Source organism: Chitinophaga sp. CF118 (genome assembly GCF_900112615.1).
Lineage (GTDB): Bacteria > Bacteroidota > Bacteroidia > Chitinophagales > Chitinophagaceae > Chitinophaga.
Window position 1 is genome coordinate 954569 of sequence record NZ_FOMK01000004.1, and the last position, 19956, is coordinate 974524.

The following is a 19956-nucleotide window of genomic DNA, read 5'->3' on the forward strand; positions in this document are numbered from 1 at the left end:
GTTATTATATATAAATAGTTATATTAATTTATCAGCTAAATGTAAGATAATTAAACTTGACGATTTCATTATATAACTGGTTGAATGATGATATAGGTTTTATGATATAACCGTCTGCACCCAATATTTTAATTTCTGTGATTGTTTCTTCATAAGCATCGCTGGAGCAGATGATTACCGGTACATGTGATAATAATTGATGTGATTTGATTTTTTGTAACATTTCCTTTCCGGTGAGGCCGGGCATATTTAAGTCGAGCAGAATAACATTCGGCGTTTTTTCTTCCGAAAGCAATAAGGCTTTATCCAGGGTATCTGCGACCATTACTTCGCTGACCATTTTAAACAGCATCCGCTCTGCTATCATCCTGCACATAGGATCATCGTCTATCACCAGAACACTCATCGGCAACAGCTTATTCTCTCTTTCCGGTGATGTTATGATCCGTGCAGAAACACCTCGTTCCAATGGTATGGAAAGAGAGAATGTACTTCCCATACCCATCTTGCTTTTCACGATAATACTTCCACCAAGAAGGTTTGCAAAATGCCTTGAAATGGTAAGTCCCAACCCGGTAGCTTCTGTGCTCTGCCCGGCCTGTGAAACATAGGGATTAAAGATCTTTTCGATATAGGCTTCTTCAATACCATCTCCTTCATCTTTTACATCTACATTAAATACCATTCCGAGACTGGCATATACATTTATGTGTATTGTTGAATTATTGTGTGTGAACTTGATCGCATTTGTCAATAAGTTGATAATAATTCTATGCAGTTTTGCGGCATCTGTTATAATGTATTCCGGGATCTCATCAGAAATATTACACTCAATATTTATAGACCTGCTATCTCCTAATATCTGGTAGGCAGAAGCTCGTTTTTCAAACCATTCTCTTATTTCTATAGAAGACTTTATAATCTCGTCATAAACTCCGGATTCCATTTTCCGTAAGCTCAGTACATCATTCATTACCAGTTTAGCATCCTGTAGGGCAAAGTACATATTCAGGAGATGCTTTGATTCTACCAACACCTGCTCCTCGTTATTGCCAGAAGGGTCAAAGCATTCATTTAAGATACTTTCTATTACATTAATAGATCCTCTAAGGTCATGGCTTGTTTTAGTAATAAAGTCACTTTTCGAGTCGTTCTTCTTTTCTACCCGGCCAATCCATTTAAGGAAATCCGTGCTATAGAAGTTCACCACTAAAATATTAAGGATAACCACCGCAAAGAAGATCATGGCAGATATGATCCTTCCCTGATCTGCAGAATAAGGCAGGTGCTCAACTGTTCCATAGTAATAATTAACTTCCAGGGAAAGGGTGACGATGAACAATGCCGCAATACTAAAGATCTGATATAATCTTTTGGAGAATAATAGAAAACTCAGGCTTACCAGAAATATAGAGATTCCTTCTATACATGCTGCCGGACCAATGATCAGTCCAAAAAAGAACATGCCGAAGAGATGTGTATAGAATACGAGTAATGCTGCGGCGTTAAATTTATGTTTTGTATTGAGGACTACCACCATTGACAATACTACTACCTCTACCCAGGGGTAAACCCACATTTCCCAGTTACGTGTCACTGCATACAGAATAGGGCCCATTATGAACGCCAGCAATAAGGGAATAACGGCCATTACATTTACAATAATAACTATTGTCCGCTTCCCATTTTCCTGCAATACGTCAGTTCCTGCTCTGATCAGGCTAATAATAGAGTACTTTTTTTGAGGTTTAGTCATAGTGTAACCCTGTAGGATATTTTCATGCCCGCTTCAACTCGCCAAGATATTATGGTTAAAAATAATTGCTAAGTTAACAAAAATAAAGCGCTGCACTGATAAAAATCAGGCAGCGCTCATCACGTTATGCTATGCTATGGATATAAAATGTTAACGGACCGGCTGGCTATATGATGTTTTTCATATGGAATTGATGATACTTAAGTAATGCGAATTACAAAACTTTCATACAGTAACTGTCCTATGCTATCATTTCATATTTAAATAAATTATATTAAGTACATTAACAAACCAACATTAATAGCAGGCTGTTAATATCTATAATATTCATAATTTTGCGACACATATGGCAAACAGGGTTATTTTACTTGTGGATGATGATATGGATGATCAGGAGCTTTTCGGAGAGGCTATGGCAATTGTCGATAGCTCTGTAACCTGTCATTTTGCATCTGACGGAGAAGAAGGATTACGCATGTTTGAGGATAATGCATTCAGTTGTCAACTGATATTCCTGGATCTGAATATGCCTAAGATGAATGGCAAACAGTTTCTCGCAGCAATCAAGCAGAATAAGGCTTTCAGCAATATCCCGGTTATAATCTTCACTACCTCACTACGGGAAAAAGACGCCATAGAAACTGCGGGTATGGGTGCCGCTCATTTCCTTACCAAACCTTCCAGCTTTGGCGAACTCTGCAAACAACTGGAAGATATCTTAGCTATGGAATTAAGTTAAATTTCAGGGCTGATAGAACGTATCCGAACATTGGATAAATGGCAAAGATTTCCTAAACATACAAAGCGGAGATATAGTCATCCTACGTTCATCCTACGTTAAAAACGTAGGATGAACGTAGGATGACTATATCTCCGCTCTATTTTTACAGTATTTTCTTATCTCCATCTACGGAATAAATGTCCATAGATCGTTTCATACTTTTTCCATCTGCACTGATCTCTTTATTATATATAGAATAATCAAGGTCATGGTCATTGTTATAATCTCCCAGTTTCCTACGGTTCATCTTCTCATTAGATTCAATAACGTACTCTTTAATCACTTTATGTTTCTTATCCAGTTTCAGTAATATATTGCTCCAGAATTCTCCGGCTACTACTGAAAAGAGCTGCATATTTATCATGATATATTCATCATCATAAAACTTAAAATATGCTATTGATACAGGGATCAGGCTACCGGCATTCCTTATGCTCAGGCTTGACATGAACAGGGAATTATTCACCGAAATAGCCGGTTTATCCTGTGTCCATCTTTTAAATCCAGGCGTTCTTTTAGGTGTTCCTACTTTATTAATAACCTCTACTTCAGACATTAAATAAGTGGTACATTCCATTCCATTAATGGTATCTTCAAAGAAGATAACTTTTTGTTCTTTTTTCAGATAAAAAGATGCAACAGTTACATCATGTGACATGAAATTCTTTACCGGCTCTTTGAAAACAGATGGCTTTTTAGGAGGCATTACTGCTTTTTCTTTCTGTTTCGCAGACGCAACTTTCTTTTTTTGGTCAGTTTTTACCGGTTGTTTCTTTTGAGAGTATGCTGTAAGACTTAAAACAGATAGACTAAACAGGAATAGTAACTTGGTAAACTTAAAACTCATTTTAAAAAATTTAATCAGAGAACAATTTTATCATTATTAATCGGTGTCATTTTCAAATTAGAAATCTGAAACTATTACCGGTAACGGGTTTGCTAAAAAAGGAAAGGTTCTCGGATAAAGAATGGCTGAAGCTGTGCTGATTACATAAACATGGAAAAGAAGATCGTTTGCCGGGATGGCGACGTGAGAAGATACATTCATCTTAGGTTTCGTATTTTTCATAGGTATATCAGGACTATAATTTCATAGCTGCCTCCCACATAGAACAATCGGCAAAAGCCGGCTCTTGGGTATAATTTATACCAGATCAACCCATTATAAAAAAGGGCAATTTATCGGTATTGGGCGTCCAAATTTACTCACCTATTTCCATAAAACACAAAAAAACCTAATAAATATTGTTTATCAATGAGTTGTATTTTCAATTTTAAGCCATTTTGTGGAAAATCTGTGGATAAGAGGGTAAAGGGGCTGACTGAAAAAGGTGTCTTCCCGGATAGATAAGACCCTTTTGCTTTTAGTCAGCTCCTCATTTTATTAATTTTTCCGTTCCAATACCTCTACCCTTTCCGTATGTTTTTCCAGTTCTTCCGGATAAAACCAGGGGTCTCTGAGTTTCTTTTCCGAAAACAACGTTAACTGATCACCATTATGAGGGGAAGAAACTTCCGAAGAATTACCATAACTGAGTAAAACCCGGGCATTGATCCTTTTGCCAAACTCCACCACGCCTACCCAGGAATCACCTGCCCCAACAGACAGTTCCTTACCATTAGCCTGACCGGGGGAGGCTACACGAAAAATTCCCAGGGAACCATCAGCACCATTTGCAGGCAGATTAATATTATTGCGTTTCAGCCTGTAATACTGTCCCCAGGGCACGTCCAGCGTTCCAAAGGTAGTTTTCACTTCATTGGCAGCCTGTTCCAGCAAAAGCACTGCATTGGCCGGATTGGCCAGTCCGTAGGGCGTTGTAGTAGGATGTTTGGTATCCCAGTGATGGGTATAGTTTGCTTCATCGGCAGGATGAAATTTCATTGCCCAGGCAAAGAACAACACCATACCCTTACTATCCACATCGGCCGACCGGTCCCATTTCATCAATATCTCCTTTGCTTCTTTTGCAGTGGCGGAGGAAGAAGCATCTACCGCTTTGAACAGATCATCCAGTACCCTGTCTGCCAATCCTGAATGTGTAGATAGTTTATAACTAACCAATTCATCGAAAGTGATGGAACTATCGCTCAGTAACATATTTGCCGAACGCTGGGAACGCATAGACATAAAATCCGGTGACATATACGCTGGATAATCAGCCTGGTGCAATGCCTGTGGCACGGTGCAGGTCCACGGCGGGTCATTCGCATTTTGCAGCCATCCTGTAACGGGATTTTTTAATTTAGGCAGATCCCTATAAGGCAGGGCCGCTTTCCAGATGTCCTTTGATGCGGTGCTGGGAATGATCTTATTCCAATAGTACCAGTCACCATAACTGCGGGCTGGTACCAATCCATTGAATATGTAAAAAATATCTCCATGCACGTCTGCATACAGCACATTCCAGAAGGGAATCTGCGCCATCTTTAATGCCGATTCAAACTCTGTGAGGTTCCGGCTGTTTGCCATCTTCCACCATTGCAGCAATGCATCGGGATGATCAGTTCCTGCCATATGAATAGCCAGCGCCTTACCCACTCCTTTCCTGATCACAGGCCCATACTCACTACTCAGAACCTCGATCTGCTGCTCACTCATGGCTCCATCCTTTCCTTTGATTTTAAGCGTTTTTTTAATGCGGGTAAAATCTTTGCGATGGTTATCCAGAATATACCCGCTATCCTGCAAGGTCAGCTCGTAGGTATCAGCATTATCGAGGGTATTATTGGTATGTGTCCAACCCAGGTCTTTATTAAATGCAATGCCAAAGCCAGGAAATCCCAACAAGTGAGCACCGTGAATGCTTTTATCGCCAATGTTCAATTGCGATTCAAACCAGGTAAATTCTTTCAGCCAGGGCAAATGAGGGTTCTGTACCAGCATTGCATGACCGGAAGCTGATCTTTTAGGTGCCACAGCATAACCGTTCGACCCCATGTCTTTCCACTGGGTAGTTCTTCCCAGATCTGCCCCACCCACAAAGCGGGTAAAGAAAACATACATGGCGTGCAGGTTAATGTCGTCGGTAGTGATGGGCAATATCACCTTGTTTCCGGGTTTTACTACTTCCGGATGTGCTTTTATATAATCGTTCATGCCAGCAACGAAAGCATTCAGCATAATCTTCGTCTGGGGATCCTGCTGTTGCCGCCAGGAATTAGCCAGTTCGGGGAATCCCAGGGCATTGATCAACTTATCCTCGGGCAGGTGTTCTATCCCCCAGTATTCCGCCCCACGCCCCCTTGACTGACCATATAACTCCAGGAGCAGATTAGCATGTTGTTGCATCTCCGCCCATCCCTGAGCATAGAATAAGTCCTTTTCTGTGTTGGCGTAAATATGAGGTACGCCCCAGGTATCCCATATAATCTTAATTGGGTCTGCTTTACAGGCAAGGCCAGAAAAAAGGAAGCACGCCATTAGCAGGCAATACGTCGATTTGGTTCTCATAATAGATTATTTTCTGAAAAAGGTGAAGATGGGTTACATTTTGATTTTATATAAATATCTTAATTTTTTACAATTGACCAAATAAAATAGAAGGTAATGTCTTTACTGCTATATCGTATTAGAAGTATTTCAACCGGTGCTTTACGGAGATGATGTTTTTGCTGCACCTCAGAACTACCGCGAACCGGAAGAGATTCTAATAGTATAAAAATTATGAACTGAGATGGCTATTACTTCATCGGATTTTTGGTAATTTTTTTATGAAAAATTTTTCTATTCAAAATAATATTTCTTATCTTCGTAGAGACATAGTCTGCCACCCCTCTGTTTACACGGGCAAATCTGGCAGGCTCTTTTTTTTTATACCATTGTAATGTTAACATACCAAGTTCCCTCAATTACTATACCTGAGCAAGTAGAGCTTCTCAAGGCCAAAGGATTAACGGTAGATTCTGCAAATGATGTGGAACGCTGGTTATCTCATGTTAGTTATTCCAGACTTAAAAACTACGCAGATAAATTTAAGAATGCTCAGACGGGTAATTTTGTACCTAATAGTACCTTTGATCAGGTTATTAAATTATATCTTTTTGATAGGGATTTAAAGTTTGTTCTTTTTGATGCTATAGAAACAATTGAGGTAGCAATAAAGACATTAATTTCCAACTCAATGGCTCATGTTCATGGTACACATTGGTATATGGAAAGACAGCATTTCTTACCTTCATTTAACTTTGATGATTTCTTAACCTCAGTAGAAAAGGACACATTAAATTCCGATGAATATGCCGTTAAGCGCTACAGACAACGTTATAGTGAACCTCATCTACCTCCATGCTGGATGATTTTCGAATCACTTTCTTTTGGTACTATATCAAAAATATTCGAACATTTATCAGATAGAACTATAAAATTAGCTATCTGCTGGAAATACAATTTGCCCGACAATGTTTTTGTAAATTGGCTTCACTGTATAACTCAATTGAGAAACAGATGCGCACATCACAGTTGTATAGTTTACAGATCAATGGCTAAAACTATTATCTTGCCTTCGCGATCTAAACACCGGTTCTTAGAAGAAGTTGGTAAAATAGATTTAAGCAGCCTTTATGCGACGCTCTGTTGCATGCAATATCTTATCAATAAAATACAGCCTGGATCTAATTTTAAGAATAAACTGCTAACACTGATTGATAATAATCCTGATATGGATTATCAACATATGGGATTCACTGAGAATTGGAGAAAAGAGCAGATCTGGACGTAAGTTTATAATAATCTCTTATAAATCTCATAGTTCTCCGTATCAAAACAGACAAATACTACCTCCTCAATACTATCATTCTTTTCTAAAAAATCTCTGACTGTTTTAATAGCAATCGCGGCCGCTTTCTCTTTAGGGAAATGATAAATCCCCGTACTGATATTCGGGAAAGCAATTGTCTTTACCTCGTTCTCTATCGCCAATTCCAAACTGTGCTGATAAGCATTTCTCAATAACTGCTCTTCCTCAGCATTCCCTTTATTCCATACAGGACCAACCGTATGAATTACATAAGTAGCTGGCAGATTACCAGCGGTGGTAATTACAGCCTCCCCCGTTTTACACCCTCCCTGGCGCGCACGGATCAGCTGGCATTCTTCCAGGATAGCTTTGCCTCCTGCCCTGTGGATAGCTCCATCTACACCCCCACCGCCAAGCAAAGATGAATTGGCAGCATTGACAATTGCATCAACAGCTAATTGAGTTATATCTCCCTGGATTAGTTTTATTCTTGTGGTCATGGATTGAAGTTAGTACCAGAATAACAAATATCGTGCATTATATAGCAGATTTCCGGCGATGATCGCCGCAAATCTACTAACCTATAAACTACATTTTTTCTATCTCCTCCAAAAACATCATTACCTTCTCCTCTGCGGCTGTATGTAATACAATATCCTTGCCGAACAAGCTTTTTCTAAGATTACGATAAAGCGTTATAGCATTCTCAATTGCACTTAGCAACGATAATCTATTATGTTCTGTCATTGTTAATTTCAATGCTGCAAGGTCATTATCAGGAAGCATACTTTCTACTTTCCGGACACCTCTTGGTAAATTCCCGTTTTTTATATGCAGTAATGGTCCTAATACTACCATTCTTAAAAAACCGAAAAAATCCATCGCTTCAAAATATTCACCTCTCCCTATTTTCAGCAATGCGTAATGAATCCACACCCAGAAACGGTCTTCAATCCACTGATAATCCGGATAAGGAAATGTAGCCGTTGTTTGATCAATTACCTGTTGTAATTGACCATCTGTATCCCAAAGTATAGTTGGTGTTTCTATACGGGATTGGAACTCCTCAATTGTTACAAACTTGATATCAACATGCAATAACGGATTATCATAAAGACAAATCAATAGCCTGGGTTCACCAACATGTTCACCTGTAAATGCGGTTAAGAGTGTTCCAAACTGATTAGCATATTCCAACATTTTCTCTTTGCTACCAGAGATCTTTTCTTTTGTTACCAGGATGAGGTCAAGGTCGGAGAATTCATCTATCTCATTAGTGAGCCAGGAGCCGGCAACTGCCAGTCCTATAACATCACTGTCTTTCTTAATAAAACTGGTTACTTTGTCGGCAAATTGTTTTTGCATTATTTCATATTGTAAGCCTAAAAGTTAAGAATATTTGGCAAATGTGAAAGCAAGATTATAAATTAAATAACTACAGGGCTAGCCAATATTGACCAGCCCTGCTTAAGGGTTATATTGAAGGGAGCGGGTAAACAGTTACGGACGTTTCAGCAATCGCCATTCCGCTTGCTGCCACAAATTGCCACTACCTACAGCAGTAACAGTGTAGCGATAGAATTTATAAGCATCCTGGTTTGAAAAAGTATACTTCACCGTTAGGAAGCGTGAACCAAATGTCTGGTTTGTACGCTGATCCAATATTGTCCAGTCCACACCATCATTAGATCCTTCTATTTTCCAGTTCTTGGGATCACGACCCGGTGCATCGTTGGCCGAAGTAATGGTGTAAGCACCGGTTATTTGCGGTGTAGCAAACTCCAGCTGCATCCAGGCGGAGGTAAAACTACCTAACAGAAATTTAGTGTTCACATTGTTATCAATCAGCTTAGGTGAGTTTTCATTTGTATTTCCATTATCATACTGCACCGTGTATTTAATATTTGTATTGGTGATATCCGTTTCGATCAGCCTGGATGGATCCAATACCATTACAAGCGTACGTTTTACTGAATCCAACAGGTGTTTGGTAGGTTCGCCGAGCGTAATAGCCAATGCGGGTTTGTTCAGTTCATACATTCTTAATGCATCCGTCTTTACTATTACATTGAACTTTGCAACATTGGTATTGGCTGGGAAACTGATACTAGCAGGCAATGTATAATCATCTCCTTCCTTCAGTAATACAGAACCTCCCAGCGTACCATCATCAATCAATGATTGTGCAGTGTCTGGTGCAGCACTCACACTTAGAGTAAATGCACTTCCTGCAACACCACCCAGAGAAACGCTTACCGGGAGTATCACTTCTTTAGTGCCTAATATATGATCCGTACCGGATGGTTGCTCCAAAATTTTTCCGGCTTCCGTAAAAGAGACATAGTGGATCTCTGACTGACGGATGATATCCGTTGTATTGATAATCACGATAGCAGTTTTAGCGGCTGCATTCAGCGTATTATTCTTACCGGGATTACTTAGTGTAACTGCCAGTGCCAGTTTGTTACCATAATACTTTTCAATGGCTTGCATGCTTACCTGCAAAGGGATAGCAAAGGTATCCAGTCCGAAACGGATCTCTGCCGTTTTGGGTAACTGATAATAACTGTTGTCCAGTAAAATGGCTCCGGCTAACTGCTGATTATTGATCAGTTCATTGATCGTATCATTATTCACGCCAATACTTACCGTGAAGATCTTAGGGGCAGCTGCAGATAAAACAATGTTAATAGGGATCGTTACATTATCTGCCGTTTTTGTAAATCTTTCAGTTGTGCTGACAGATACATTTACAATGCCCAATTGCTCATCTTTAAACTTACTATCCTTTTTACAGGAAAGGACAAATAACACGAAGAGTAAGACAAATATGTTGCGCATATGATCTGATTATTTTGTGATAGTAACATAAGAGGTTATCCATACCCTGCCATCCAGATCCCACCTGGTATCGGCTGCTATCTGTAACCAATTCAGGACCTGCCGGGTTACATCTACCGGCTGAGGTACCAGCTGTGCCAGGTTACTGGCAGAAGTGGGACACATAAGATCACTGAAATCGTCCCACTGATAACTTCCATGAATCTGAAAATCATGATTCCATTCACTCTGGTCCTCAAACACATTACCGAAACCATCTTTACATGGCCAGTATCCTACCAGGTAATCTTTATAAGGATGGGATGAGGGAAGTTCCGGTACACAAACATACTGGCTGATCACCGCATCCGGCAGCGCTGCTTTCCAGAACTTTACTTCTGTGATATAGGCATTCAGCCAGCGGTTATTGTCTGTTACATTGCCCGGCATAAACCCTAATGTTAATGGGGCATCTGTATCAAAGTTGCCATAAGAAGTGATATCAGCTTCTGTATTAAAACCACCATCTGTGAACAGGCGCAGGTAACGTTTGTTATCTCTGTTCACAAATACTGCGGCGATATCATGCCATCTGCCATCAGCAATGCTTCCGGCAGTAGCCATATTAAAGCCAGCGCCTGCCTGTCCGAAATGAAGCCCCCAGGCATTTGCTTCCAGGGAAATGGCCCAGCCGGTATTGTTCCACCAGTCGAGCGACATATTATTACCGATCACAGAGGGGTAAGTAAAAGAATAATCGCCGTAGGATGTTTTGTTCTTTTTAATTTTCAGTTCTATGGTAGCCTCCTGCGTACTGCCCAGGTAATAATCTGTTTTTCCGCTGTCTATTGTAGCATACACTGCTGTAGCAGCGGTGTTGCCATACAATCGTACAGACTTACCCGAATAACGGTTTCCCGTATACGGCCGGTCTATAAAGTTGGGGGCATAACGGGGAGAATAGAAGAAAGTAAATGTGTTTGCTTTGGTATTACTGAGGATAGTTGCATCATCATCGGCAGGATCCAGTGTAAACGGACCGCCATTACCGGAAGTAATAACCACCAGCCAATCTTCCTTTGCATAAGTGCTGCGCTGTTTTAAAGCTGTCAGAATATTACCAATGTAAGTATCTACCTGCAGGATCGCTGATTTATATTCAGGTATGTTTACATCATAACCATATGTTTTACCGGCGGCTGCAATCTCTCCAAACTGACCGAAGATCAGTCCTGCTGAATCAACTTTCAGTTCTTCCAGCAAAGCTGTCGTTACTGCAGCATCGTTATTTCCGAAGGTCTGATTAACATCAGCATCTGTGATCAGCATAGTGCCCAGTGAATCCGCAGCACTAAAGGTCGCAATCCTGAATGCAGGCATACGTGCTTTAATATGTTTGAAGAATACGGGATAAGTGGACAAACGATTATTACTGAAATCGCTGGTGGTCACACCATGTTTTTCCTTATGCACACCGGTGAGCAAATCTGCCCAGGCAGTGGCATTCTGATACAATGTATCACTGATACTGTTCCAGGAGTAAATTGCATGCTCTGACATGGCCTCAAGGTTGGGGGCATTTGCTTTACGCACCGCTTCTCCGCGGGCACCATCTACCACCAGGAATAATATCTTGGGAACTTTGGCAACTGCCCCTGTGGTATCTTCATAGTTATTGTTATCCAGCAGGCGGTCAAATCCCTTGTTGCATGACAGGAATATCATGGCGGCCGTTATTATAAGTATGCTCTTGTTCATGTGCTGCTCTGTTTTATTTAAATAACAAGCGGGTAATATTGCCTACATCGATCTGATTGAACCGGTAGAAATAGCCTAACAGTAATGCCTGCGTTTGTCCGGAACTGTTGGTTGTTTCAAAGATCTTAGCTACCCCGCCTTCCAGATCGCCGGTATTGTTGTACCCTGCTGCCAGGGCGCCTTTGTTGTCCAATACCATCAGCCCGCTTCTGTGTACATTACCGTAGCTTTTAAAATTGCCGGTCACAATGATTAATCCATTGCTCAGTTGCTGTGCACAATAGAAAACTTCATTGGTACCCATTTGTAAAGAGGAGAACTGTTCATCGGTTGTTCCATCTGCTTTCAGCATAGCCAGTCCGTGATGTGAGGCTCCGTCAAATTTGGTAAACGATCCTGCCAGCATAAATTTCTGTGTAGTTTCATTATACCGGATTGTATTAATAGCGTTGTCGGCACCGGCGCCACCAAAGCCAGGGTCCAGGCTGCCATCTGTATTAATGCGGGCTATATTGGATGCAGGTAAACCATTGTAACGGGTAAAACGCCCTACAATAATAATCTTTCCATCGGCCTGCATGAAAGCATCGTTAATAGGTCCGTTAGCCCCGTCATAACTCTTATGTTTGGATAGGTCATAGTTAAAAGAAGAGTCCAGCGATCCATTAGGGTAGAATCGGATCAACTGGCGGACTACCACACTATCTGTAATTAGTGAATCTCGTTCATGCCGGAAGTCTGATTCTCCATATACATACTGCAGATAATAGTTAAAGTTGCCGATTGCCGTTATCATATTATTATGCACGAATACTTTGTTGACAGTGCCATCTGTACCACCGTTAAATGCAGGCACTGTATCCTTTTTCAGGAAAGTGTTCACCGTCATGGAATCGATAGACCCATTGCTGTTCAGCACTGTAATGTTATGGATCTCTGCAAGGTGGATATCATAAGAAGTAAAATTCCCTCCTGCCACCAGCTTTCCATTTGGTAAAGCATCCATTGTTACGAGCGCACCATCGGCTCCTCTTCCGGAGAGCAACGTACGGTCAATCTCACCATCTTTTGAGGTCATAACGATCCTGTTGATTGGCTTGACTACACCTTTGTGTTCATAATCGGAAAACTGACCAATCATTAAGAGGCGGCCATCAGAAAAACGATGTACATCTAACACTGCACCATTGGCACCTATTACTACTTTAAAATTATTATCGACCTCCAGATTCCCTTTTACTTTGAATACCGGACCGAAAAAGATCTGATCGCCAATAGTAACAGAAGTCACACCAGTACTGGCAGTTTCGGGTACTTTCACCTCAACACCCGTACTGTCTATTGCCAGGATCTCTCCCGGCTCTCCATTGAAATTAAAATGGATGGAATCTTTATGTTTTAACATCCCCTTTCCTTTAAAGCGGATAGTAACACCCGGTGCTGCTTCCGAAGGTGTGGGCAGGTCTGTACTCATGGTTACCCCCAGCGGCTTTTTGCCTCCCGCATAAGGATCATCATATACTTTATCATCTTTTTTGCAGGCGATGACCAGGAGTAGAAGTAAGAATATTTTTTTCATCTGCTGACTAATTTTAATTTTCAACCACCGTTTTGCATAGCGTTTTGCATATCTGCAATGAACCTGCTTACACTAAACCCGAAGTACCGGTGATTCACATTTAACGTATGCACTACACCGTTATCAGTTACAAGATTGCTGGAAGCAATAAATTCTGTATACCAGTTATCCAATGGCCGGGCCGGATCAGGGATGTAAGCAATACTTAACTGACGGTAGCCTACATACTTCACCCCGTTATCATCATTATATACTACCCCGATATTCATAGGTGTTCCGTTCCAGGACAAATACCCCTGCCCGGGATAAACAGCTTTAAGGTTATAATCTATCTGCGGATAATCCTTCAGCTGACTGGCGCCATGAAACATATACATCTGCAGATACTTCTGCCAGATATCTGAAGGAACGTCTGCCAGTACTTTCACCGTATCATATCCTAAGGTGTACAGGGAATAGTTCAATTCTTTCACCAGGTTCAGAATACTTTTATCTGTAGGGGCAAAAAAAGTAAGTGTATCATTCTTAAATACTTCTTCCATTCCGGCCAGCCGTACAACTGCCGCCACACTATCAAAATAGAAAGGAACAGAATCGAGATAATCGAGTGTACTCCCTTTAAAATGCGGATCATGACTGCCGGAATCCTTATAGTAATTGTCCTTTTTACAGGCAGCTACCAGGATCAATATTCCCATCAGTACACATTTAAACTGCTGCATAAGAAATATTTTATCTTAACCAATAATTGTTGAGTTGCATATAAGGATTATTATCCAGTGCGGAAGTACTGATTGGCCAGGTCCATGCACCATTATCAAACTGTGACTGAGTAAGCGGATAATAACACCATTGCTGGTTCATTACCCGGCCGGTACGTACCAGATCAAAGTAGTAATGTCCTTCCATCATCAGCTCTTTTGCTCTTTCGGTGAAGATGGCCTCTTTCAGACCTATACCTCCGGGTCCCTGATAAAGGGTTGTTTTAGCGCGTTCCCGGATGAGGTTCATCATTCGGACTGCTTCATCATCCTGCCCAATTTCCGCGAGCGCTTCTGCCCTTAAAAGAATTGCGCCGGCATACCGTAATACGATGAGATTATTATCCACGTTTACATCGTCATTGCCCTGTTCATATACGCTGTTATATTTCAGAAAGAGGAAAGTTCCATCGTTGGCGAACATCTGTGAATCGAACCACATTTCTGTGCGTGCATCGGGAACGCCTATGGGATATAACCGGCGCAGATATTCTGCACGGAAATAGGTAAAGCTGTATTGATGACCGTTGGCAGGACGTTTATAAGGATAATGAACTACAAGTTCAGAAAGGTCATTCCATTTTTCGGCGAGTGTTTCTCCATAGTTGGAACTGATCACAATATCAAACAGGCTCTCTTTGGAACGCCCTTTGAAAATGGTGAACGACTGTTCAATTGGTAGTAATTCGTACGCACCACTTTTTATGAGATCATCTCCCAGCTTCGCAGTTTGTGTGTAATAATTCTGCGCATTGCCTTTATCAAAACCAGCATTCCACATATTCATTTCCATGAGTAAGGCGATAGCAGCTCCTTTACTGGCACGGGCGCCACGGAAAGCAGGGTCGTTGAATGTCCAGGGAAGTGCTTCCATTGCTGTTGTGAGGTCTGCGATACAGTTGTTCATCACCGTCACCATCTTTTCTCTTGGCAATGGCGCTTCGTGATAGGCATCTGTATAATAAGGTACATCTCCCCATAAGCGTACCATCATAAAGTAACACATGCTGCGCATGAATGAAGCCTCTGCCTGGTATTTCTTTATAGCATCTGCAGAGAGATCGGGAATATCCCGGCGGGTAATTTCATATTGCAAAATATTACAGGCCTGGATCACACGGTAAAATGGCTTCCAATCTGCCAGGTTAGGCAGGTCAAAGATGTTCCAGAAGTCTTTCCCGGAGGGGGTATATATTACAGGAAGCAATTGATTCTGTGCTACATAATCTACAAATGAACGATCACTGCCATCGTTCTTCTGTGGTGATGAGGGAAGCATTCCTCCCCTTACCTCTCCTGCAACGGCGAACATGGGACAGGAACCGGTTACATCTCTGAACAGACCGTAGATATCCCAGATGTTGTCTTCTACGTCTTTGGCACTTTTAAAGAATGCGTTGCCAGACAACCGGTCCAGGGGTTGTACATTCAGGAATTTTTTGCACCCATACTGACTAATGAGCGTTAAGAGTGCGGTGAGGTAAATAATCCTGCGATACATAATCGATTTATTTAGGGACTTCCAGAAAAATTAAAATTCTACATTGATACCAAAATTGTAAGTACGTGGAATCGGATAACCACTGGACTGATCACGCCCCAGCGCAGAGACATTTTCAGGATTAGGTCCACTGTAACCAGAGAACGTAATCAGGTTATTGCAGGACATATACATGCGGACAGAATTAACACCGTAGCGGTTAGTCATTTTCCTGTTGAGCAGATAAGCCAGTGTAACTGTATTGATCTTAAAATAAGAACCGTCTTCCTGGATCAGTGTCTGGTCATAGCGATAAGGCCTGATATCATTGTATCTCGTATAATCAAAAGGGTTAGGGTATTTCGCATTACTGCCGGAGCCTTTCCAGTAATCCACATCGCTGAAATCTACCACTGCTTTTGTACTGTAAGGATCACCGAGATACTGCATCCGTTCTGCAAATGCATTGTTGAGTATATCCCTGATCATTGTAAAAGAACCGCTGATGTTGAACGAAAAGTTCTTCCAGTTGAGAAATGACTGCAACCCTCCCACTATCAGTGGCTGTGAATTACCTGCTGGTACATAGTCATTGCCATCCAGGATATAGTTACCATCCACATCTTTAAAAATAGGATCTCCACCTTTGAAGTACACTCCATTGCTGGTACGGTAACGCTGACCGGTGGCGGGATCTACAGGCACGTCTGCATCGGTGGCATACACACCTTCTGTTTTCAGCAGGTAGTTTGTTAGTGTATTACGCCCTACCCTGAAAAGGAGGTTCTGATGAGTATCAGTATCATATTGTACTATCTGCCTGGCTCCATTGGGCAAGCTGGTAAGGATATCTTTGTTGATAGCTCCATTCAGAGAAACCGTCCATTGTACGGCACTTGTTTTAGGCAGTAAACGGAAAGTTAGTGTCAGCTCATAACCGTAATTGATCAGCGATGTTTCGTTTGTAGTAATCTCATTGAAGCCTGTAATGTTCGATAATGATTTTGTACGTAATAGATTCTTCACTGTTTTATAATAGGCATCAAAGATCACTTCTACCCTGCTGTCGAATAGTCCGGCTTCAAAGCCGAAATTGTATTGCGTGGTGGTAGTTGGTTTGAGATAGGTATTGGGTAGTTGGTTGAAGTTAATCCCCAGCCTTGGATTGGCATTATAAGTGCCACGGGGATCATAGGTACCATAGATCGAAAAGATATCACCAGTAGGAACGATATTTTGTCCCCAGCTGCCACGGAATGAACCATACGACAGCCATTTACTTTCTGTAAGGAAGTTCTCTTTGTTAAAGTTCCAGCGGATACCTATTGCAGGATTTTTTGAATAAGGATCTTCAAAGCCACTGCTGGAAGTACCATCCATCCGGTAGCTGAGATCCAGCACATACTTCTGCTTATAGTTGTAAGAGAATGTTCCTGCAAAGGAAGCCACATGCTGACGGGAGTAGTTATCTAACAAACCTCCTCCCCGGCTGGCCCATCCATCATATCCCAGGGGACCCTGGTATTGGTTATTCGGTGTTTTTTCCAATTGAATTGCCTGCGCCTGGAAACCACGGTTATAGAATTCATTGAATGCGGATATAAAAAAGTTGTGCTTGTTATTGATGGAATAAAAATAGGATAAGGTGTTACGGTTATACAAAGTATACTTACGATCGTTATAAGCGTATACCTGAGAGAAGTCGTTATGCGCTTCTGCTGGTGTGAACCTGTCTTCTGTGTTGGAAGCATATTCGTAGCTGATGCTGGAACCAACATTAAAGCCTTTCAGCAACTGGTAACTGATGTCCAGATTAGTGCGGAGGTTGGCCGTTTTATTGTCGTTTTTTGTTTGTAAAGATGATAATACACCTGCTGTACTCTGATAGTAAGAGGGGCCTGGCAGTAAAGAAGAAGATGCTGCATTCTTCGATACGCCGCTTTGTGTAAGTCCATTCCCATCTCCCTTATTCCTTTTACCTACCTGTGTAGATAAACTTGTCATTACTCTGAGTTTAGGATTGGGTTGATATTGCATATTGGTGTTGATAGAATAACGGTCAAATCCGGTATTACGAATCACACCGTTCTCCTTATAATATCCCAGATCTACTTTGTAATTGAACTTAGGATCACCACCACTGATATTCACGTTGTGCGACTGGTTAAAGGTGGCGCGATAAAACACGCCCTGCCAGTTGGTAGAATTATTATAATAAGGGTTGAGACTGTCTGCCAGGAAAGGAGTGGTAGAAATTTTATTGATATCGTCTATGTTACCACTGTTGTATATCTGTGCGATACGTAACCGTCTTTCTGCTACCCCTCCAATAGTGTTACGCAATTTTGGTGGTGTATTAACAAAGAAATTACCTGTATAACGTACAAGGGGGATCGGAGAACTACCTCTGCGTGTAGTAATCAGCATTACACCGTAAGCACCACGGGAACCATATAAGGCGGTTGCCTGAGAATCTTTCAATGCTTCAATGCTTTCGATATCTTCCGGAGGGATTAATGACAGCGGACTTACCCCTGGCCCGGCCGACTGGTATCCATATTCAAAGTTGGCATCTGCTTCTACCGGTACTCCATCAATCACGTATAAAGGAGAGGTAGGCGATAAGAATGCATCATTCCCGTTGCCCGATACATTCATGTTAGACAGTCCCCTGATCTGCACAATACCTCTACCCCCCGGTGTGCCGGTATTGTTCTGAATATTTAATCCTGCCACGCGCCCCTGCAACAGTTGTTCCACATTGGATACAGGGATATCCTGCAAGTCCTTTCCGCTGATAATCACAGCAGACCCTGTAGTAACTTCTCTTGTTTTCTTCTGATAACCGATCACCACTGTTTCGTTCAGTTTGTTCTCCGTCACCACCAGTCGTATTACCAGATCACGTTTATCTTTCAATTTCATCCTGTAATCGGAGAAGCCAATATAACGGAATACTATCGCCGCATCCGGTAGTATGGATACCGAGAATGCACCACTTGCATTGGTAACGCCCACGGCTTTTGGAGGAGTGCCAGCCATAATACTCACTCCTACCAGTGGTTCGTTCGTCTGGGCATCCCTAACAATACCTTTTACCAGCACCTTTTCCTGTGCCTGTGATGCCAAGGCGAGGAATAAGAACAGGAAAAGGAAACTTAATCTTTTATCGGATTGCATATATGCAGTATTAAATATTTTAACGATGCTATAGAATGATTGGATGCTTATGAAAGCTGCTTACTCATCTCTGAACCGTGGATTATTCCGGAAATAAAAAATGATCTCCCAATCTCCTTTCCGGTAGATACTAAAATAGAGATCCACTACGCACGTTTGCCGGATATTACCGTAACCTATCCTCGTGAAACTGAACTTTACATAAGCCTGTAAGCCATCCCCACTTGTATATCTTGTTCTATACCGCATCAGTGGAATGGGATAGGCCACCTGGTACGTAACTGCTGTAGTAGTTAGCACTTTATTAAATCCGTGCAACAGCGAATCCCACGGAGTGAGATTAAACATTGCCGGATCAATGGGCAGAGAATCTTTATCCATGAATTTGAATGTAAGTGAACTACCGTCGCCCTTTCTATTGAACAACACTCTTACACTGTCTGATTTAAGCGCCAGGTTTGTTTCGTCATTGATGATGTTATTAATTCCCGGATGATTATACTGTAATATGAAAGTGGAAGAATCTGCAGGGTTTGGATAATCCGCCCGTTGCTTTCCTGTGATGGGATCATATTCAGAAGGACTATAAGGCTGTTCCCGAAGTGGCATCAGCGACATGTCTTTATACACGTTGGTACCTCCGGAATTAGTGGCCTCTACATCAAACAGGTAACCCGAATCCGGTTGTTGACGGAAGAAGGAACTATCTGCTTCTGCCCATAGCACAAAATCTCCTGATTCCGGTCTTATTTCCCATGCAGGATGTGTTTCAATCACACGTTTGGCGGCTATCTCTTCCAGTGATTTTTCTTCACCTGTATAAGTTGTTTTCCACGTCAGTACCTCTAAAGGTTTGTCAAGATCTGTGGAAGGTTGTCCATCTTTTTTATACCGCACATTCACTATTTTAAAATGAATAGGTACGGACGAATTATCTGTATTAAAGATCTGGGAATACAGGGTAGTGCGACCAAGTGTAGGCGCGAAAATCTTCTGATTATATACTGCGCGTTTACTCAGAAAATCCTGATCGTCCGGCGCCCATTTGCGGCAGGCAGCGAAGATTGTTATCAGTAATAAGATGGCTATTCTTAGTTTCATT

The 19956-nt window shown here is 41.6% G+C and carries 14 protein-coding genes; 2 read left to right on the forward strand and 12 right to left on the reverse strand.

Annotated elements, in window-relative coordinates; genetic code table 11:
* Nucleotides 1-31 precede the first annotated feature (31 nt).
* A complete protein-coding gene (locus BM176_RS20025; protein ID WP_090106066.1) occupies nucleotides 32-1756 on the reverse strand; it encodes a hybrid sensor histidine kinase/response regulator in 1725 nt (574 codons plus the stop codon).
* A gap of 346 nt (nucleotides 1757-2102) precedes the next feature.
* Here BM176_RS20025 and BM176_RS20030 point away from each other — a divergent pair, with 346 nt between their 5' ends.
* Nucleotides 2103-2495: a response regulator gene (locus BM176_RS20030; protein WP_090106067.1), complete on the forward strand. Its 393-nt coding sequence runs from the start codon at nucleotides 2103-2105 to the stop codon at nucleotides 2493-2495.
* Between the two features lie 145 nt (nucleotides 2496-2640).
* Here the strand turns inward: BM176_RS20030 and BM176_RS20035 are convergent, their stop codons facing one another.
* Together BM176_RS20035 and BM176_RS20040 are read right to left on the reverse strand one after the other, a co-directional pair.
* A complete protein-coding gene (locus BM176_RS20035) occupies nucleotides 2641-3384 on the reverse strand; it encodes a hypothetical protein (RefSeq protein WP_090106068.1) in 744 nt (247 codons plus the stop codon).
* A gap of 537 nt (nucleotides 3385-3921) precedes the next feature.
* Nucleotides 3922-5991 (reverse strand): acylase, encoded by a 2070-nt coding sequence (locus tag BM176_RS20040; RefSeq protein ID WP_090106069.1) that lies wholly within the window; start codon nucleotides 5989-5991, stop codon nucleotides 3922-3924.
* Between the two features lie 373 nt (nucleotides 5992-6364).
* Here BM176_RS20040 and BM176_RS20045 point away from each other — a divergent pair, with 373 nt between their 5' ends.
* Nucleotides 6365-7258, forward strand: coding sequence for an Abi family protein (locus tag BM176_RS20045; RefSeq protein ID WP_090106070.1), 894 nt, complete (start codon nucleotides 6365-6367; stop codon nucleotides 7256-7258).
* A 2-nt stretch (nucleotides 7259-7260) separates the two neighbouring features.
* Here BM176_RS20045 and BM176_RS20050 read toward each other — a convergent pair whose 3' ends face one another.
* The 9 genes from BM176_RS20050 to BM176_RS20090 all read right to left on the reverse strand — a co-directional run bounded on the left by BM176_RS20050 (nucleotide 7261) and on the right by BM176_RS20090 (nucleotide 19955).
* A complete protein-coding gene (locus tag BM176_RS20050; protein ID WP_090106071.1) occupies nucleotides 7261-7776 on the reverse strand; it encodes an O-acetyl-ADP-ribose deacetylase in 516 nt (171 codons plus the stop codon).
* Nucleotides 7777-7864: 88 nt separating this feature from the next.
* On the reverse strand, nucleotides 7865-8641 hold the full coding sequence (locus BM176_RS20055; RefSeq protein WP_143097864.1) for an aminoglycoside 6-adenylyltransferase: 777 nt from the start codon (nucleotides 8639-8641) through the stop codon (nucleotides 7865-7867).
* Between the two features lie 135 nt (nucleotides 8642-8776).
* Nucleotides 8777-10117, reverse strand: coding sequence for a discoidin domain-containing protein (locus BM176_RS20060; protein WP_090106073.1), 1341 nt, complete (start codon nucleotides 10115-10117; stop codon nucleotides 8777-8779).
* A 9-nt stretch (nucleotides 10118-10126) separates the two neighbouring features.
* Entirely contained in the window at nucleotides 10127-11854 is a 1728-nt protein-coding gene (locus BM176_RS20065; protein ID WP_090106074.1) for an alkaline phosphatase family protein, read from the reverse strand.
* Nucleotides 11855-11867: 13 nt separating this feature from the next.
* Nucleotides 11868-13433 (reverse strand): DUF5008 domain-containing protein, encoded by a 1566-nt coding sequence (locus BM176_RS20070; protein ID WP_143097865.1) that lies wholly within the window; start codon nucleotides 13431-13433, stop codon nucleotides 11868-11870.
* Nucleotides 13434-13453: 20 nt separating this feature from the next.
* Entirely contained in the window at nucleotides 13454-14155 is a 702-nt protein-coding gene (locus tag BM176_RS20075; RefSeq protein WP_090106076.1) for a hypothetical protein, read from the reverse strand.
* Nucleotides 14156-14165: 10 nt separating this feature from the next.
* Nucleotides 14166-15695, reverse strand: coding sequence for a RagB/SusD family nutrient uptake outer membrane protein (locus tag BM176_RS20080; RefSeq protein WP_090106077.1), 1530 nt, complete (start codon nucleotides 15693-15695; stop codon nucleotides 14166-14168).
* A gap of 30 nt (nucleotides 15696-15725) precedes the next feature.
* Nucleotides 15726-18854 carry a SusC/RagA family TonB-linked outer membrane protein gene (locus BM176_RS20085; protein ID WP_090106078.1) on the reverse strand — a complete coding sequence of 1043 codons (3129 nt, stop codon included), beginning with the start codon at nucleotides 18852-18854 and terminating at the stop codon, nucleotides 15726-15728.
* Nucleotides 18855-18914: 60 nt separating this feature from the next.
* A complete protein-coding gene (locus BM176_RS20090; RefSeq protein WP_090106079.1) occupies nucleotides 18915-19955 on the reverse strand; it encodes a DUF5007 domain-containing protein in 1041 nt (346 codons plus the stop codon).
* Nucleotide 19956: the final 1 nt, after the last annotated feature.

Excerpts from the sequence above, each read along its gene's own strand:
- BM176_RS20025 (WP_090106066.1), bottom strand. The coding sequence starts at position 1,756 with ATGACTAAACCTCAAAAAAAGTACTCTATTATTAGCCTGATCAGAGCA.
- BM176_RS20030 (WP_090106067.1), top strand. The coding sequence starts at position 2,103 with ATGGCAAACAGGGTTATTTTACTTGTGGATGATGATATGGATGATCAG.
- BM176_RS20035 (WP_090106068.1), bottom strand. The coding sequence starts at position 3,384 with ATGAGTTTTAAGTTTACCAAGTTACTATTCCTGTTTAGTCTATCTGTT.
- BM176_RS20040 (WP_090106069.1), bottom strand. The coding sequence starts at position 5,991 with ATGAGAACCAAATCGACGTATTGCCTGCTAATGGCGTGCTTCCTTTTT.
- BM176_RS20045 (WP_090106070.1), top strand. The coding sequence starts at position 6,365 with ATGTTAACATACCAAGTTCCCTCAATTACTATACCTGAGCAAGTAGAG.
- BM176_RS20050 (WP_090106071.1), bottom strand. The coding sequence starts at position 7,776 with ATGACCACAAGAATAAAACTAATCCAGGGAGATATAACTCAATTAGCT.
- BM176_RS20055 (WP_143097864.1), bottom strand. The coding sequence starts at position 8,641 with ATGCAAAAACAATTTGCCGACAAAGTAACCAGTTTTATTAAGAAAGAC.
- BM176_RS20060 (WP_090106073.1), bottom strand. The coding sequence starts at position 10,117 with ATGCGCAACATATTTGTCTTACTCTTCGTGTTATTTGTCCTTTCCTGT.
- BM176_RS20065 (WP_090106074.1), bottom strand. The coding sequence starts at position 11,854 with ATGAACAAGAGCATACTTATAATAACGGCCGCCATGATATTCCTGTCA.
- BM176_RS20070 (WP_143097865.1), bottom strand. The coding sequence starts at position 13,433 with ATGAAAAAAATATTCTTACTTCTACTCCTGGTCATCGCCTGCAAAAAA.
- BM176_RS20075 (WP_090106076.1), bottom strand. The coding sequence starts at position 14,155 with ATGCAGCAGTTTAAATGTGTACTGATGGGAATATTGATCCTGGTAGCT.
- BM176_RS20080 (WP_090106077.1), bottom strand. The coding sequence starts at position 15,695 with ATGTATCGCAGGATTATTTACCTCACCGCACTCTTAACGCTCATTAGT.
- BM176_RS20085 (WP_090106078.1), bottom strand. The coding sequence starts at position 18,854 with ATGCAATCCGATAAAAGATTAAGTTTCCTTTTCCTGTTCTTATTCCTC.
- BM176_RS20090 (WP_090106079.1), bottom strand. The coding sequence starts at position 19,955 with ATGAAACTAAGAATAGCCATCTTATTACTGATAACAATCTTCGCTGCC.